This window comes from Antarcticibacterium sp. 1MA-6-2, from assembly GCF_021535135.1.
Taxonomy (GTDB): domain Bacteria; phylum Bacteroidota; class Bacteroidia; order Flavobacteriales; family Flavobacteriaceae; genus Gillisia.
This window is the reverse complement of the sequence record NZ_CP091036.1, coordinates 2,004,568-2,019,389: the sequence shown is the minus strand read 5'-3', so window position 1 is coordinate 2,019,389 and position 14,822 is coordinate 2,004,568. Positions and strand designations below refer to the sequence as shown.

11 protein-coding genes and 2 pseudogenes are annotated in these 14,822 nt (G+C 37.0%); all 13 read left to right on the top strand.

The features are described 5' to 3' along the window. The first annotated feature begins 208 nt into the window (after window positions 1-208). Window positions 209-1,078: a hypothetical protein gene (locus tag LZ575_RS10175; protein WP_235330517.1), complete on the top strand. Its 870-nt coding sequence runs from the start codon at window positions 209-211 to the stop codon at window positions 1,076-1,078. Window positions 1,079-1,088: 10 nt separating this feature from the next. Beyond that, the gene (locus tag LZ575_RS10170; protein WP_235330516.1) at window positions 1,089-1,580 is read left to right on the top strand and encodes a hypothetical protein; all 492 of its coding nucleotides are present in this window, start codon (window positions 1,089-1,091) and stop codon (window positions 1,578-1,580) included. Between the two features lie 8 nt (window positions 1,581-1,588). Then, a complete protein-coding gene (locus LZ575_RS10165; protein ID WP_235330515.1) occupies window positions 1,589-3,094 on the top strand; it encodes a transglutaminase in 1,506 nt (501 codons plus the stop codon). 2 nt (window positions 3,095-3,096) lie between these two features. Then, a complete protein-coding gene (locus LZ575_RS10160) occupies window positions 3,097-3,423 on the top strand; it encodes a nucleotide pyrophosphohydrolase (RefSeq protein ID WP_235330514.1) in 327 nt (108 codons plus the stop codon). Continuing rightward, window positions 3,423-3,590: a hypothetical protein gene (locus LZ575_RS10155; protein WP_235330513.1), complete on the top strand. Its 168-nt coding sequence runs from the start codon at window positions 3,423-3,425 to the stop codon at window positions 3,588-3,590. Before LZ575_RS10160 ends, LZ575_RS10155 begins: the two co-directional genes overlap by 1 nt. Window positions 3,591-3,719: 129 nt before the next feature. Further along, the gene (gene aroA, locus LZ575_RS10150; RefSeq protein WP_235330512.1) at window positions 3,720-4,937 is read left to right on the top strand and encodes a 3-phosphoshikimate 1-carboxyvinyltransferase; all 1,218 of its coding nucleotides are present in this window, start codon (window positions 3,720-3,722) and stop codon (window positions 4,935-4,937) included. 98 nt (window positions 4,938-5,035) lie between these two features. Beyond that, window positions 5,036-6,085 (top strand): tRNA preQ1(34) S-adenosylmethionine ribosyltransferase-isomerase QueA, encoded by a 1,050-nt coding sequence (queA, locus tag LZ575_RS10145; protein ID WP_235330711.1) that lies wholly within the window; start codon window positions 5,036-5,038, stop codon window positions 6,083-6,085. A gap of 320 nt (window positions 6,086-6,405) precedes the next feature. Then, window positions 6,406-7,449, top strand: a pseudogene (gene rlmN, locus LZ575_RS10140) (23S rRNA (adenine(2503)-C(2))-methyltransferase RlmN). A 114-nt stretch (window positions 7,450-7,563) separates the two neighbouring features. Next, window positions 7,564-8,542, top strand: a pseudogene (locus LZ575_RS10135) (polyprenyl synthetase family protein). A 307-nt stretch (window positions 8,543-8,849) separates the two neighbouring features. Next, complete coding sequence (locus LZ575_RS10130; RefSeq protein ID WP_235330511.1) at window positions 8,850-9,188, top strand: hypothetical protein; 339 nt, start codon at window positions 8,850-8,852, stop codon at window positions 9,186-9,188. Continuing rightward, on the top strand, window positions 9,170-11,590 hold the full coding sequence (locus LZ575_RS10125; protein ID WP_235330510.1) for a LuxR C-terminal-related transcriptional regulator: 2,421 nt from the start codon (window positions 9,170-9,172) through the stop codon (window positions 11,588-11,590). Before LZ575_RS10130 ends, LZ575_RS10125 begins: the two co-directional genes overlap by 19 nt. A gap of 219 nt (window positions 11,591-11,809) precedes the next feature. Then, window positions 11,810-13,417, top strand: a complete 1,608-nt coding sequence (locus tag LZ575_RS23565; RefSeq protein ID WP_311196060.1) for a SusC/RagA family TonB-linked outer membrane protein — start codon at window positions 11,810-11,812, stop codon at window positions 13,415-13,417. Between the two features lie 245 nt (window positions 13,418-13,662). After that, on the top strand, window positions 13,663-14,814 hold the full coding sequence (locus LZ575_RS23560; RefSeq protein WP_311196059.1) for a hypothetical protein: 1,152 nt from the start codon (window positions 13,663-13,665) through the stop codon (window positions 14,812-14,814). Window positions 14,815-14,822: the final 8 nt, after the last annotated feature.

Below are 14,822 nucleotides of genomic sequence, written 5' to 3'. Positions count from 1 at the left end.
AACCGCCACCACAGATATTGAGAAGGCACGTCTAATCTACCAGTATGTCCAGGACAACACCAGGTATATCAGTGTGCAGTTAGGGATTGGCGGCTGGGAACCAATGCTTGCAGAAGAAGTAGACTGACTGGGCTATGGAGACTGTAAAGCTCTTACAAACTATACTAAAGCCCTTCTTGATTCCCAAAATATTCCTTCCTATTATGCGGTGGTATACGGGGGAGAAGAAAGAAGAGACCTCAAAGAAGATTTCGCTTCTATGCAGGGGAACCATGTTATTCTAAATATCCCTCAGGAAGAGGAGGACGTATGGCTTGAATGCACGAGCCAGACAGATCCCTTTAATTACCTGGGTGACTTTACAGATAACCGCAATGTTTTGCTTATTAAACCTGATGGGGGAAAGATAGTGAAAACAAAAGCTTATTCGGTTTTGGATAATAGTAGGATAACCGCGTGTCAAATAAATGTAAATGAGTCCGGGAACTTTAATGCTAATGTCAAACGAGTGAGCAAAGGAGTTCATTACGGAAATATTTACCATTTGATGCGTCAAACCCAGGAAAGACAGGATTTATACTACAAGAATAGCTGGAGTTATCTTCAAAATCTTCAGGTATCTCCACCAAAATTCGGTAACGACCGTGAAAACCAAATTTTTATTGAAGAACTGACTCTTACCGGAGAAAATCTTGTTACCAAAACCGGATCAAGAATTCTTTTACCTCTTAATTTTTTAGTTCCCCCGGCCTATAATGTACCACGCGTTAACTCCAGGAAATTGCCTTTTGAAATATCACGGGGAGCTACTTATAAAGATGTTTTTAGCTTTTCAATTCCCTCGAACTATAAGATTGAGACTTTGCCCGAGAGCTTAAGCTTTACCAGTGAATTCGGGAAATTTGAATTGAAAATTGAATCAAAAGAAGAAGATGGGGAACGTGTTATTGAGGTGGTAAGAGAATATGTTGTAGAAGAGGGACGTTGGTCTCCCGACTTATATCCGGCATTCAGGGATTTTATGGTTAAGGTGAATACCTCCAGCAACCAAAAAGCAGTACTAATTGCTAATAATTAATCCATATAAAATGAAGAGTATTTTTACAATTTTATCCCTGTTAGTTTGTGTTCTTACACAAGCTCAGGACTTCAGGTTTGGTAAAGTATCAAAGGAAGAAGTTCTTGAAGCTGCTCATCCTGTGGATGGGGAAGCTGATGCTGCAGTGCTTTATAGAAAAATTAGCACACACTACCAGTATAGTGATAATGGTTTTACACTGGTTACAGATGTACATGAGAGGATCAAGATCTATAATAAAGACGGATTTGATTGGGCAACAAGAGAGTTAAGACAATATCAGGACAGTAATAAACGGGAAAATATTTCGGGCCTGAAAGGATATACCTATAACATTGTTGAAGGAAAACTGGTTGATGAAAAGCTTAAAAATGATGGAATATTTGAAGAAGAGGCATCTAAATATTTACACAAGACCAGGTTTACTATGCTTAAGCAGTTACAGAAGGTAGTGTTATTGAATATGAATACTCTCTACGTTCCCCTTTTGTTACGACCATAGACGATATAATGCTTCAGTATACAATTCCTATTAATAAACTGGAGGCCAGTGTAAGTATTCCGGAATTCCTGGGTTTTAAAAAACATTTTAATTTAAGATCCCCTCTAACTTTCACAATTAATGAATCTTCAAAAAATTTCAGCTTTACCAGTCTGGAAAGTGTGGTTGGCCGCGGTGGATCAATAAAAAGTTCTACAGGGACTTCCCAGGTACAATATAATCAACACATATATTCCATTGAAAAAGAAAATATCCCGGCCTTAAAGAGAGAAGCTTTTGTTGATTACGTGTGGAACTACGCTGCAGTGTTAAAATGGGAATTGCAATTTACAAAGTTTCCAAACTCCCTTGTAGAGAATTATACCGAAACCTGGGAAAATGTTTCCAAATCTATTTATGTTGACAGTTATGGAAAGGAATTAGGACGAACCGGATATTTTGATAAGGATCTGGACCAAATTCTTTCCGGAGTAACAGACCATGGAAAGAAAGCATCTTTAATATACAATTTCGTTAAAACTAAAATAAAATGGAATGGCTATGCAGGATTTATTGCTGAAAATGGTGGAGCTAAGGCTTACAAAGAAGGTGAAGGTAACGTAGCAGATATAAACCTCGCACTCGCTTCTATGCTTAAATATGCTGGTCTTAAATCTTATCCCGTGTTACTTTCTACTAAAGATAATGGTATTCCTCTTTTTCCTACCAGAAAAGGATTTAATTATATAGTTACGGCTGTAGAAGTAGGAGAAAATGTGTTTTTACTGGATGCCACAGATGAGAACAATGCATTTGGAGATTTACCCGAAAGAGCACGAAACTGGCACGGCAGGATCCTGATAGATAAAGAAGCTTCAGACTGGATAAGTCTTATGCCTGCCCAACAATCCAAGAATAGACTTCAAATAAGCTATCAGTTCGATGAAAGTCTGAAAATACAGGGAAAGACAATTAACGTTATTAATGGATATTACGCAAAAACCTTTAGAGACAACTATAAGAATGTAAACAAAGACAGTTACCTCGAAACTCTTGAGAAAGGAAAAGGGAATATAGTAATATCTGAACTGGAAATGGAGAATGAAATTGAAGTGGGAACAGATATCAAACAAACTTACACCTTTGAACTGGAAAACGGAATGGAAAGAATAAATGATAAAATTTACTTAACTCCCCTATTGTTTCTGGCTGAAAAAGAAAACCCATTTAAAGCCGAAAAAAGGGAATATCCTATCTTTTTTTATTTTCCGTCATTAGAAAATAAAACTGTAAATATTCTTTTACCTGAAGGCTATGAAGTAGAATTTTTGCCTGAAAGTGCTATTATTGATCTTAATAATGGCGCAGGGACTTTCAAATTTATAACTTTACAAAATGGAAATTATTTGAGGATTGAATCTGAATATAATATGAAAAATACTGTTTATCCTCCTGCAGATTACAAAAGCTTAAAAGACTTTTTTGCCGAAGTGGTAAATAAACATTCAGAAGCCATTGTTTTGAAACGAATATAGAAATGGACATTAAAAATTCACAGTTAGCTGTAGATAATTGGATAAAGGAACATGGGGTAAGATATTTTAACGAGCTCACCAATATGGCCCAATTAACAGAGGAGGTAGGTGAAGTAGCGAGAATTATTGCAAGGAGATATGGAGAACAAAGTGAAAAGGAAAGTGACAAAAATAAAGATTTAGGAGAGGAACTGGCAGATGTAATGTTTGTAGTCCTTTGCCTTGCAAATCAAACGGGTATAAATCTTCAGGAAGCCTTTGATAAAAAGCTGGATATTAAAACCGAAAGAGATCAAAACAGGCACAAGAATAACGAAAAATTAAGGTAGTGGCATTTAAGAAAGTGGTAAGGGACAGGAAATTCTGGTTAATGGTAATTTTACAGGGATTGGCGTTTGCAGTACTATACCAGGTCATTTCCATCTTTTTTGAATATGGAGGGTTAAATTTTTCAGCTTATTTTGAAGCAAAATTTGGGGAGGACTTAGTGGATTAAATTTATTATAAGTACTCTTTTAGCTGCCTTTGTTTACGGCTTTATTGTTTCTTATGGCCAATTTAGTACCCGGATAAAAAGAGAAGAACGAAATAAATAGGAGATCTCCTGTTAAAGAAAATAGTAAGAATGAATTTAAAAGTATCAGCACCAAAGGGAAAACTGGAGGGCAATTTTAAAATTACAGGTTCCAAAAGTGAGTCCAACAGAGCTCTTATTTTACAGGTTCTTTTTCCTTCTATAGAATTGGGAAACCTCTCTAATAGCGATGATACACAAGTACTGCGGAAAGCCCTGAAGAAAAACAACGGCACGGTAGATATTCACCACGCGGGTACTGCAATGCGGTTTCTCACAGCTTATTTTTCGGTTCAGGAAGGTGCAGAGGTAATTCTTACCGGGAGCCAGAGAATGCAGGAGCGCCCGGTTCAGCTTCTTGTGGAGGCTTTGAGACAGCTTGGGGCAGAAATTGAATATGTGAAGGAAGAAGGATGTCCTCCTTTAAAAATATCGGGAAAGAGTATAAAAGAATCTTCAGTTTCTTTGAAAGCAAACATCAGCAGCCAGTATATTTCAGCTTTAATGCTCATTGCACCTTCGCTCCCCGAGGGACTTGAAATAAATCTTGAAGGTCCGGTTACTTCTACTCCTTATATTAACATGACTCTTGATATGATGAAGTTCTTCGGAATAGAAGCAAACTTTAAAAATCAAACGATCACGGTAGAACCGAAGAAGGAAGTAGCCGCAAAGAAACTGGAAATAGAATCAGACTGGAGTTCTGCCTCTTATTTTTACAGCCTTGCTGCAATTAGTGAATCTGCAAATATTAAGCTTTCCAGTTATAGAAAGGACAGTTTGCAGGGAGATTCAGAAGTTGCTGCTATTTACCGGGAATTAGGTGTGGTTACTGAATATGGAGAGCATACGGTGCAGTTAACCAAAGAAGGCCATAAAAGACCAAAGAAGCTACATCTAGACCTTAAAAATACGCCAGATCTGGCACAGACCATTGCGGTTACCTGTCTTGCTTTGGGAGTAGAATGTGAGCTAAAGGGACTGCACACCCTTAAAATAAAAGAAACTGACAGGCTTCAGGCCTTAAAGAATGAAATGGAAAAATTTGGTGCAAAAGTTATAATTACCAATGATAGCCTGCACTTAAAACCTATAGAGAATTTAAGTTCCGGGGTAACTGTTGCTACTTATAATGACCATAGAATGGCAATGGCTTTCGCTCCTCTTGCTCTCCGTATTCCGCTTGAAATTGAGGACGCGGGGGTTGTCTCCAAATCTTATCCCGAATTTTGGGAGCATCTGGAAAAGCTTGGTTTTACGACTGCCTGATATTCAATATAATTACTTTTAGAAATAACCTTCTAATTACTTGACAACGCCTATCCCGAGGTTGTATATTTGCAGCTTTTAAATATTCAACTATGGGAATGAAACTTTCACACTTCAATTTTGAACTTCCAAAAGAACTTTTGGCCGAATATCCTGCAGAAAATCGGGATGAATCCAGGCTAATGGTGCTAAACCGGAAGGATCAAACTATTGAGCATAAATTATTTAAGGATGTTTTAGATTATTTTGAACCTAAAGACGTAATGGTTCTTAATAATACTAAGGTTTTTCCTGCCCGCTTATACGGTAATAAGGAAAAAACTTATGCTCGCATTGAAGTGTTTCTATTAAGGGAATTAAATGCCGAAACAAAACTTTGGGATGTGTTGGTAGATCCGGCCAGAAAGATAAGGATCGGGAACAAATTATACTTTGGTGAAGATGAAAGTTTGGTAGCTGAAGTTATTGATAATACTACTTCGCGTGGAAGAACATTGAGATTCTTATACGACGGTTCTTATGCTGAATTCAGAAAGAAACTGGAAGAGTTAGGTGAAACTCCATTACCCAAGTATATTAAGAGAGAAGTTGAGCCGGAGGACCAGGAGAGATATCAAACTATTTATGCAAAGAGAGAAGGAGCTGTTGCTGCACCTACAGCCGGACTTCATTTTTCGAGACATTTACTAAAACGACTTGAGATTAAAGGAGTTGATTTTGCTGAAGTTACTTTGCACGTGGGACTAGGAACATTTAATCCTGTAGAAGTTGAGGATCTTTCAAAACACAAAATGGACAGTGAAGAAGCTTTTATTGAAGAAGCCGCTACACAAACCATTAATAAGGCTATAGCGGAACGTAGGAGAATTTGTGCAGTAGGAACAACCGTAATGAGAGTTTTGGAAAGTTCGGTTTCTTCTAATCATACCTTAAATGAGTTTAATGGATGGACCAATAAGTTTATTTTTCCTCCATACGATTTTAGTATCGCTAATTGTATGATAACCAATTTTCATACTCCAAAATCAACTTTAATGATGATGGTTTCTGCTTTTGCAGGACATGATTTTATGAAAAAAGCCTATGCTGAAGCAATTAAAGAAAAATATAAATTTTATACCTATGGGGATGCAATGTTAATATTGTAACCTCTTTTCAATTCCAATGGAACCACGAATGCACTGGAAGTGTATTCGTGGTTTTTCTTTTTCTGAAAGTTTATGAACCAATGGAAAGTTGCTGCTCGATTTAAAAGCAGCTTTTCTTTTTCTGAAAATTCTCCTGTAATTGTGGTTCTTTAATTACGACTTGTGATTAGGGACAGACGAAGTTTTCAAAATTTGATATAGTTTATAATGGAAGGATTCATTATAGTTGTCGCCTCTTAGACTGCCGATGCATTATTCTGAAAAGTAAATACTTAGAGTCCTTACAGTCTAAATGCTTAAAATCTTCATACTTTTGCACCGTGAAAAATAATAAGAAAGATATACGCGCATTAACAAAAGAACAGCTCCAGGACTTCTTTGTGTCCCGGGGAGATAAATCTTTTCGTGGTACGCAGGTATACGAATGGTTATGGCAAAAGAGTGCATATAGTTTTGATGATATGACAAATATTTCAAAGGCTACGCGAGAAATGCTTGAAGAAAACTTTGTTATTAATCACATTCGTGTAGATCAAATGCAGCGTAGTAGTGATGGAACTATTAAGAATGCAGTTAAACTTCACGACAATTTAACCGTAGAATCGGTACTAATTCCCACTCCTAAAAGAACTACAGCTTGTGTTTCCTCACAGGTGGGCTGCAGCCTGGATTGTAAATTTTGCGCTACGGCCACTTTAAAAAGGATGCGAAATCTAAATCCTGATGAAATTTACGATCAGGTAGTGGCAATTGATAATGAGAGCTAGTTATATTTTGACAAACCTCTTTCCAATATTGTATTTATGGGAATGGGCGAACCGCTGATGAATTACAATAATGTGATGAAAGCTATTGAGAAAATAACATCAAAAGAGGGTCTTGGAATGTCGGCTAAAAGAATTACAGTTTCTACATCCGGGGTACCTAAAATGATCAGGAAACTTGCAGATGATGAAGCGAAAGTAAAACTGGCTGTTTCCCTGCATTCTGCTATTGATGAGGTTAGAACCACCATTATGCCTTTTAACGCAACATTTCCGCTTCAGGATCTAAGGGAAGCTTTGGAATATTGGTACTCCAGGACCCAAAGCAGGATCACCTATGAGTATATTGTATGGGAAGGCATTAATGACAAAAGGAGAGATGCAGAGGCCCTGGTGAAGTTCTGTAAATATGTCCCCTGTAAGGTCAATCTTATTGAATACAACCCCATTGATGACGGAGTTTTTCAACAGGCTTCTTCGCAGGCGACCAGTATGTACGAATCCCTGCTGGAGCAAAATGGTATTACAGTAACCGTACGAAGGTCCCGGGGTAAGGATATAGATGCAGCTTGTGGCCAATTGGCTAATAAAACTACTTAAGCTTCTTAACAGATAATAAAAAACTGGATCTTCACACTTTCTGTCCTTTTAGAGCTCTAATTCGAGCGATGTGCCTCTTTAATACGAAATTCTTTAACTATCTTTGGGCACCGTATGAAAGTCATTGCCCAGATTAAACTTCCGGTTGAAAAGGAGATGGAACTTTTTGAAAAAAAGTTCTTTGAATCCATGTCTTCTAAAGTTGCTCTTCTCAACCGAATTACACATTATATTGTAAACCGAAAGGGCAAGCAAATGCGGCCTATGTTTGTCTTCCTCGTCGCCAAAATGGTTTCTGAAGGAAACGTGAACGAGCGAACTTATCGCGGGGCTGCAGTTATTGAACTTATACATACTGCTACCCTGGTTCACGATGATGTTGTGGATGATTCTAACCGTAGACGCGGATTTTTCAGTATAAATGCATTATGGAAGAATAAAATTGCTGTATTGGTGGGAGACTACCTGCTTTCCAAGGGATTGCTTCTTTCCATAGATAATAATGATTTTGATCTTCTGAAGATTATTTCTGTCGCCGTAAGGGAGATGAGTGAAGGGGAGCTTTTGCAAATCGAAAAAGCCAGACGACTCGATATTACCGAGGCAGTTTATTACGATATCATTAGGCAAAAAACAGCCACATTAATTGCAGCTTGTTGCAGCCTTGGAGCGGCATCGGTTAAACCAGGTTCTGATGATATTACAAAAATGCGCAGGTTTGGTGAGTTAATAGGAATGGCTTTTCAAATTAAAGATGATCTTTTTGATTATGGTAATGAGCAAATTGGAAAACCAACTAAGTATTGACATTAAGGAACAAAAGATGACTTTACCTCTAATTTACACTTTGAACAATTGTGATCCTAAAGAAAAAAAATGGATCATAAATTCAGTTAAAAACCATAATAAAGATAAAAAAAGAGTAAAAGAAGTTATTTTATTTGTGAAAGAAAAAGGAGGTCTGGATTATGCGGTCAGGAAAATGAAAGAGTTTCAGAAGGATGCCCTGGAGATTCTTGAAGCTTATCCTCCGTCTCCGTTTAAGGACTCTCTTAACCTTATGGTTAATTATGTTATCGATAGGAAGAAATAACTCTTTTTCAATCTCCCTTCTCTTTGCCTTTTTAATTCTTACATAGCCTTTATTTGTAATACCTTATTTCTGTTCAAATCTTAGTGGGGAATCAAAGAGTAAATATTAAAATTTCCAATAAGGAATATCCTGCTGTACTCTATATAAAAACTCTCTTTGAATTGAAGCTTTCTCCTGCCTCTTGCTTGTAAATAACAAAGATCAGTAACCATTCTTTTTCTTTTAGAAAGGAAAGAAAAACTTCAAAAGCTATTACTTTTGTAGAAGTAGGACCACAACAGTTCCTGCTCATTATAAAAATAAGCCTATGAAAACTACCCTTTTAAGCCTCCTTTTTACGGTGATGGGTATTTTTTTTACCCAGGCTCAACAACTAACGCCACCAATCCAGAACTATACTTCGCTGGAGTATTCGGCAGCTAGCCAGAATTGGGATTTAGCAATTGATTCGACCGGAATTATTTATGCAGCTAATAATGATGGATTATTAATTTATGATGGTCAGCAATGGGAGCTTAATAAGTTAAGATCCGGTTCCATTATACGTTCTGTTCTTGTACATGAAGATAAAATCTTTACTGCTCTTACAAAGAATTTGGGTATTGGGAAAGAGGCGATACGGGAGTTATGGAATACACCACTCTAATGCCTTTACTCAAGGATCATCAAATGCAGAATGAAGAAATTTGGGAGATAATTTCTTTTAATGATGCACTCTACTTTAGATCTTTTGGGGCCATCTATAAATATAATGGTGAAAAAATTGTTCCTGTTCAAAATGTGCTTTCAAATGCTATGATTGTATTTCAGGATCAATTATTTCTTTCCCTGGGCAGTCGGGGTATTTTTATTTTAACTGCCGGAGGTAAATTAATTCCTCTAAAAGGCCAGGAAATTCTTGAGGGTAGGAGCGTTGTTGACTTCGCGGATGATGGAGAGCAATTAATTTTAGGTACTGCCAAAGGTTTATTTACTTATTCTAATGGTAAGTTGGAAGCGTTTAGTGACCAGAAGCTTAATGAACAATTGGAAAGGGATGAACTAAATCATATCTTAAAGATATCTGATGAAGAATTTGCCTTTGCCACGGTAAAAAACGGCATTATTTTCTATAACCAACCATCACAAAATTTTCAGATCTATAACAGGAACAGTGGCTTACAAAATAATACTGTCTTAAGTATGGCACTGTATAAGGGGAAATTATGGCTGGGCCTGGATAATGGAATAGATGTAATAGACCTTGAATCACCTGTAAAGTTCTATACTGATGATTCGGGAGAACTGGGTGCCGTCTACGACCTTACCTTTTTGAACTCTAACATGTATTTAGCCAGTAATACGGGGGTTTATGAATTATCTCAAAATGATCTGGCTCTTTTAAATGGTGCCGAAGGACACTCCTGGAACCTGGAAGTAATTGACGATATTTTGTATAGCAATCACAATAAAGGCACTTTTAGTGTTCAAAATAATAAATTAATTCCGGTTGAAGAAAGAACAGGTAGTTTTACTATTGAACAACCCCCCGCCAAGGAAAAAGGACTGCTTATTGGCAATTATACGGGTATAAGCGTTTATGATCCCTCATCAAGAGCAGTGCATCGATTGAGGGAGGTAAATTTTCCTGTAAAGAAGATCGTATTTGAAAACTCTGATATTTTGTGGGTAGCCCATCCTTATGAGGGGCTGTACCGAATGGGAATTCAGGAGGACCTGAAGAAAACTTCTTTTATAGAAAAAGTAAATAATATAGGAAAGAAAGGTGGTTATAAAGCTGATGTCTTTCGAATCAACAATCAAATAGCTGTCTTTCAGGATAATATATGGTATAAGTATAATGCACTTCTGGATACTTTACTTGTTTTTGAAGAATTAAGAAAATTTGAGAATCACCGACTTTTGTTAGAAGACCGTACAGGATACTGGTTTACCAATACTATTTCAAATTCAATTGTTTTTACCGATTTTAAAGAACAGAAACTAAACCTGGCTTTTCGGGAATTAAATGAGAGACTGGTAAAAGGAAATGAAAATCTTATAAAATATAATGATTCAATTTATTATATAACTCTTAATGATGGATTTGGGGAAATTAATTTGAATAAATTAATAAGAGCCAAGAGGAGTGAAGATGTGAGTAAACCCATTGTTTACAGTATAAAAGATTCCAAAAGGAGTTACAATATAGAGCAGCTGGCTTTAATACCATTTAAGAATGCCCGGGATGTTCAATTTAGAATAGCTCTACCTGATTCTGATGCTATGGAGCTTAGGTATGAACTTGAAGGCAGGAATGGGCACAGGGGAAAAGTTGTGGAAGGAAATCTTAATTTTCAGAATCTTTCTTATGGAGATTATCGGCTTAAATTATATGCAGTAAGTGCTCAAGGGGCTGCTTCTGAAACAACAATACACAATTTTGAAGTCTTACCTCCGTGGTATCTGTCAAATCTTATGAAGGCCGTTTATTTTTTGTGCGTTATTGGAGTTATAGGCTTGATCTTTTGGTATAACAGAAGAAAATTACTTAAACATCAGAGAATGTTGGAGCTTAAATTTCGCCAGGAACATGAAGAACGCCTCAGGAAGATTGAGAAAGAAAGGCTTGTACATGAGATTAACAGCAAGCGAAAAGAACTGGCCAATACTACTATGATAGGTGCCAAGAAGAATGAGGTTTTAATGGAAATTCAGGGAGAATTAAATCGAGACAAAGATAAATTCAGTAATCAGTTTCGATTAAAGCATATAATGAATAAGATTAATCACGCTATAAAAAGCAAGGATGAATGGAAATTATTTGAGACAAATTTCAATGAGTTACATGAAGATTTCTCGAAGGAACTGCTAAAAAAATATCCCCGGTTAAGTAATAAAGACTTAAAGTTATGTTCGTATCTCAAAATGAACCTTTCCTCAAAAGAAATTGCCCCTCTTATGGGTATTTCCATTCGTGGGGTTGAAGTTCACAGGTATAGGTTGAGGAAAAAGATGAATCTGGACAGTAAGGAGAACCTTACTAACTATCTTATCAAGAACTTTTGATAGCAATATTTGATAGTTAGCGATTTACATTACTACATCATTACTACTACAACTTAAATTTTTACCCTTGCTGGCTTACGTCATTGCTGTTGTAAATACTTGTAAACTAATATTTTAGCTGAAATTTTTTGGTTGACGTAGGAGTTGTGTACTATAACGTTTGCGGTAGAAACCTAATCTGGCGTATCTTTCCATAAAACTTTGAAAAAATTCAGTTGTATGAAAGTTAAATTACTATTAATCCTGGCATTTTTAGTTACGAGTGTAGGATTTGCACAGGACTCTAAAACTATTACGGGAACAGTTTTGGATCCTAATGACCTTCCTTTACCCGGTGCAACGGTAAAAGTAGTGGGAAAGGAAATTTTTGCTGTCACAGATTTTGACGGGAATTTCACTTTAGAGGGGGTTGTTAGTGGTGACCGCTTCAATGTAACTTTTCTTGGATTCGAAACTCAGGAGTTAACTATTGGAGATAATGTAGAGTATATTGTTAATCTACAGGAAGACGCTGCAACACTGGATGAAGTTGTGGTGGTAGGTTACGGTACCCAACGAAAATCTGATCTTACAGGTTCTATTGTAACTGTAAATGCTGAGGAGCTTGAAAGAACACCTACCTCTAACGTTATGCAGTCCTTACAGGGAAAGGTTGCAGGGGTGCAAATCGTTTCAGCTAATTCCCCCGGTGATTCTCCAACAGTTCGTGTAAGGGGAGTGGGTACCTATACAAACGCTACTAATGTATTATATGTAGTTGATGGTGCTCTATATAATAACATAGATTTCCTTAATACGAAGGACATAAAATCTGTAAACGTCCTTAAAGATGCTTCTTCCTCTGCAATATATGGTGTAAGAGCTGCTAATGGGGTAATTATTATTGAAACTAAAGCGGGAAGGAGAAATCAAAAGGCACAGTTTGAATATGATGGATATACGGGTATTCAACGCGCACAGAATGTTGTAAAAATGGCTAATGCTGAACAATTTACAACAATGGCCTACGAATCGGGTTCCACAGCTGATATTCAGTTTGTAATGAACGCAATGCAGCGGTTTGGGAGGAGCAGAATTAATCCTAATATCCCGGCAGTAAATACAGACTGGTATGATGAAATTTTAAGGGATGGTCTAATGCAGAGCCATAGTATTGGTATTTCAGGAGGTAGTGATAATGTTACTTATTCGGTTGGAACAAACTATTTTTCACAGGAAGGGATTCTTGATATGAAAAATGAGTATGAGAGATTTAATATTCGATCTAAAGTAGATATTGATATTTCTGACAGATTCAAGGCGGGAGTGAATTCCATCTTCAGTAATGCTACCAAATATGAGCCTGAAAATTCAGCCTGGTTTAAAGCATACTTTGCCGTTCCAATATTGCCTGTAATGGATCCCACAAATACTTCAGCAGCACCTAATCAATTTGCAAATGCTCAACTTTTAGGGTATAGAAGTACACAAAATCCTTTTACAGATCTTACCTATAACGATAACAGGTTGAAGATACGTAAACTGCTCACCACTCTATATTTCCAATATGATATTATAGATGAAAAACTGGATTTCAAAACTACTTACAGTCATGATTTTTCCTCGTTGGAAGAGCGTCGTGTTAATCTTCCCTACACCCTCGGGAATAACGTTGAGGTAAGATCTTCAATTGACCGGGAGAGTAATAATTTTTCAAACCAGTACTGGGACAACGTCCTTACTTATAAAGATAGGTTTGGAGATCATGATCTTACTTTAATGGCGGGTACATCTTTTAGGGATGAAGCTGCCAACGAATTTGAAGCAACAGGACAGGACATTGCTTAGGTATTCGTTTTGAATCAAGTTGGTATCTTGACTTTGCTGATAATGAATCTTTCAACAACAACGTAAGTGAGATAGGTAGGAGATATTATGGACTTTCATATTTTGGAAGAGCGGCTTATAGCTTTAAAAGTAAATATCTTTTATATGGGACCTTTAGAGCCGATGGTTCTTCAAAATTCACACTTGATCCCTGGGGATATTTTCCATCAGTTGGTTTAGGCTGGGTGATTTCTGAAGAAAACTTTATGCAGAATGTTGGATTCTTCGACTTCCTGAAATTACGTGCCAGCTGGGGAAGACTTGGGAATGATAATGTGGCGGCAAGTGCAGGGTCCAATACGATCACAGTTGTAACGGGTGCTATTGGAGAACAACCAAGACCCGGGATTACCTCTACCAGTGTATTTTCCAATAATACCTGGGAGGTAATAGAGGAAAGAAATTTTGGGGTGGATATAGAAGCCCTTAATAACCGACTTTCCTTTACTGCAGATTATTACATTAGGAATACAGAAGATGCTATTTTGCCTGTATATATTCCAATTGTGAACAGAAGCGTTGACAGAAACTCTGGAATTATTAGAAATCAGGGTCTGGAATTAATGGCCAGCTGGAACAGTTCTATTGGTGAGGATTTTAATTACTCTATAGGAGCCAATTTTACAACCCTTAAAAATGAGGCTATTGAAATAGAAGATGAAAGTGGTTATATAGATTCAGGATCGGCTGAATTTAGACAAAGAACAATGGAAGGTGGACCATTATTTGCATTCTATGGCTATGAAAGAGTTGGAGTTTATCAAAATGATGCTCAAATTGCTGCCGATCCTATAGCAGTAGCGAATAATTTAGTTCCCGGAGATCTCATTTATAGAGACCAAAATAATGACGGGGCAATTAATGATGCGGACAGAGTAGTCTTAGGATCTTTTTTACCTGAATTCACCTACGGTGGTAATATTGGAGCTAATTATAAAGATTTTGACTTTTCACTGAATTTCTACGGTCAAATTGGGAATAAAATCCTGAACAGAAGAAGAGGGGAAGTAATTTTTACAAACGACACCAATATGGATGCAGATCTTGCCGTGAACAGATGGCATGGGGAAGGGACCAGCAATATTTATCCCTCTTCTGCTGGAATTAGAAAAGCCTGGAACCAAAAACTAAGCAATTTTTGGGTCGAAGACGGTGATTTTTTCAGAATTCAAAATATCCAGTTGGGGTACACGATTGATCAGGAAAATCTACCTACTACCAGGTTATACGTAACAGCAGAAAGACCAATTTCCATATTCAGCTACAATGGATTTACACCAGAAGTTTCTGATGGTGTAGATAGACAAACCTATCCAGTTTCAGCTATTTATACAATTGGAATAAACGTAAAATTTTAAAAAAATAA

What these genes read in the sequence shown, in the direction of transcription:
- LZ575_RS10125 (WP_235330510.1), top strand. Translation starts at nt 9,170, where the DNA reads ATGGAATACACCACTCTAATGCCTTTACTCAAGGATCATCAAATGCAG.
- LZ575_RS10130 (WP_235330511.1), top strand. Translation starts at nt 8,850, where the DNA reads ATGAAAACTACCCTTTTAAGCCTCCTTTTTACGGTGATGGGTATTTTT.
- LZ575_RS10165 (WP_235330515.1), top strand. Translation starts at nt 1,589, where the DNA reads ATGCTTCAGTATACAATTCCTATTAATAAACTGGAGGCCAGTGTAAGT.
- LZ575_RS10170 (WP_235330516.1), top strand. Translation starts at nt 1,089, where the DNA reads ATGAAGAGTATTTTTACAATTTTATCCCTGTTAGTTTGTGTTCTTACA.
- LZ575_RS10160 (WP_235330514.1), top strand. Translation starts at nt 3,097, where the DNA reads ATGGACATTAAAAATTCACAGTTAGCTGTAGATAATTGGATAAAGGAA.
- LZ575_RS23565 (WP_311196060.1), top strand. Translation starts at nt 11,810, where the DNA reads ATGAAAGTTAAATTACTATTAATCCTGGCATTTTTAGTTACGAGTGTA.
- aroA (WP_235330512.1), top strand. Translation starts at nt 3,720, where the DNA reads ATGAATTTAAAAGTATCAGCACCAAAGGGAAAACTGGAGGGCAATTTT.
- queA (WP_235330711.1), top strand. Translation starts at nt 5,036, where the DNA reads ATGAAACTTTCACACTTCAATTTTGAACTTCCAAAAGAACTTTTGGCC.
- LZ575_RS23560 (WP_311196059.1), top strand. Translation starts at nt 13,663, where the DNA reads ATGCAGAATGTTGGATTCTTCGACTTCCTGAAATTACGTGCCAGCTGG.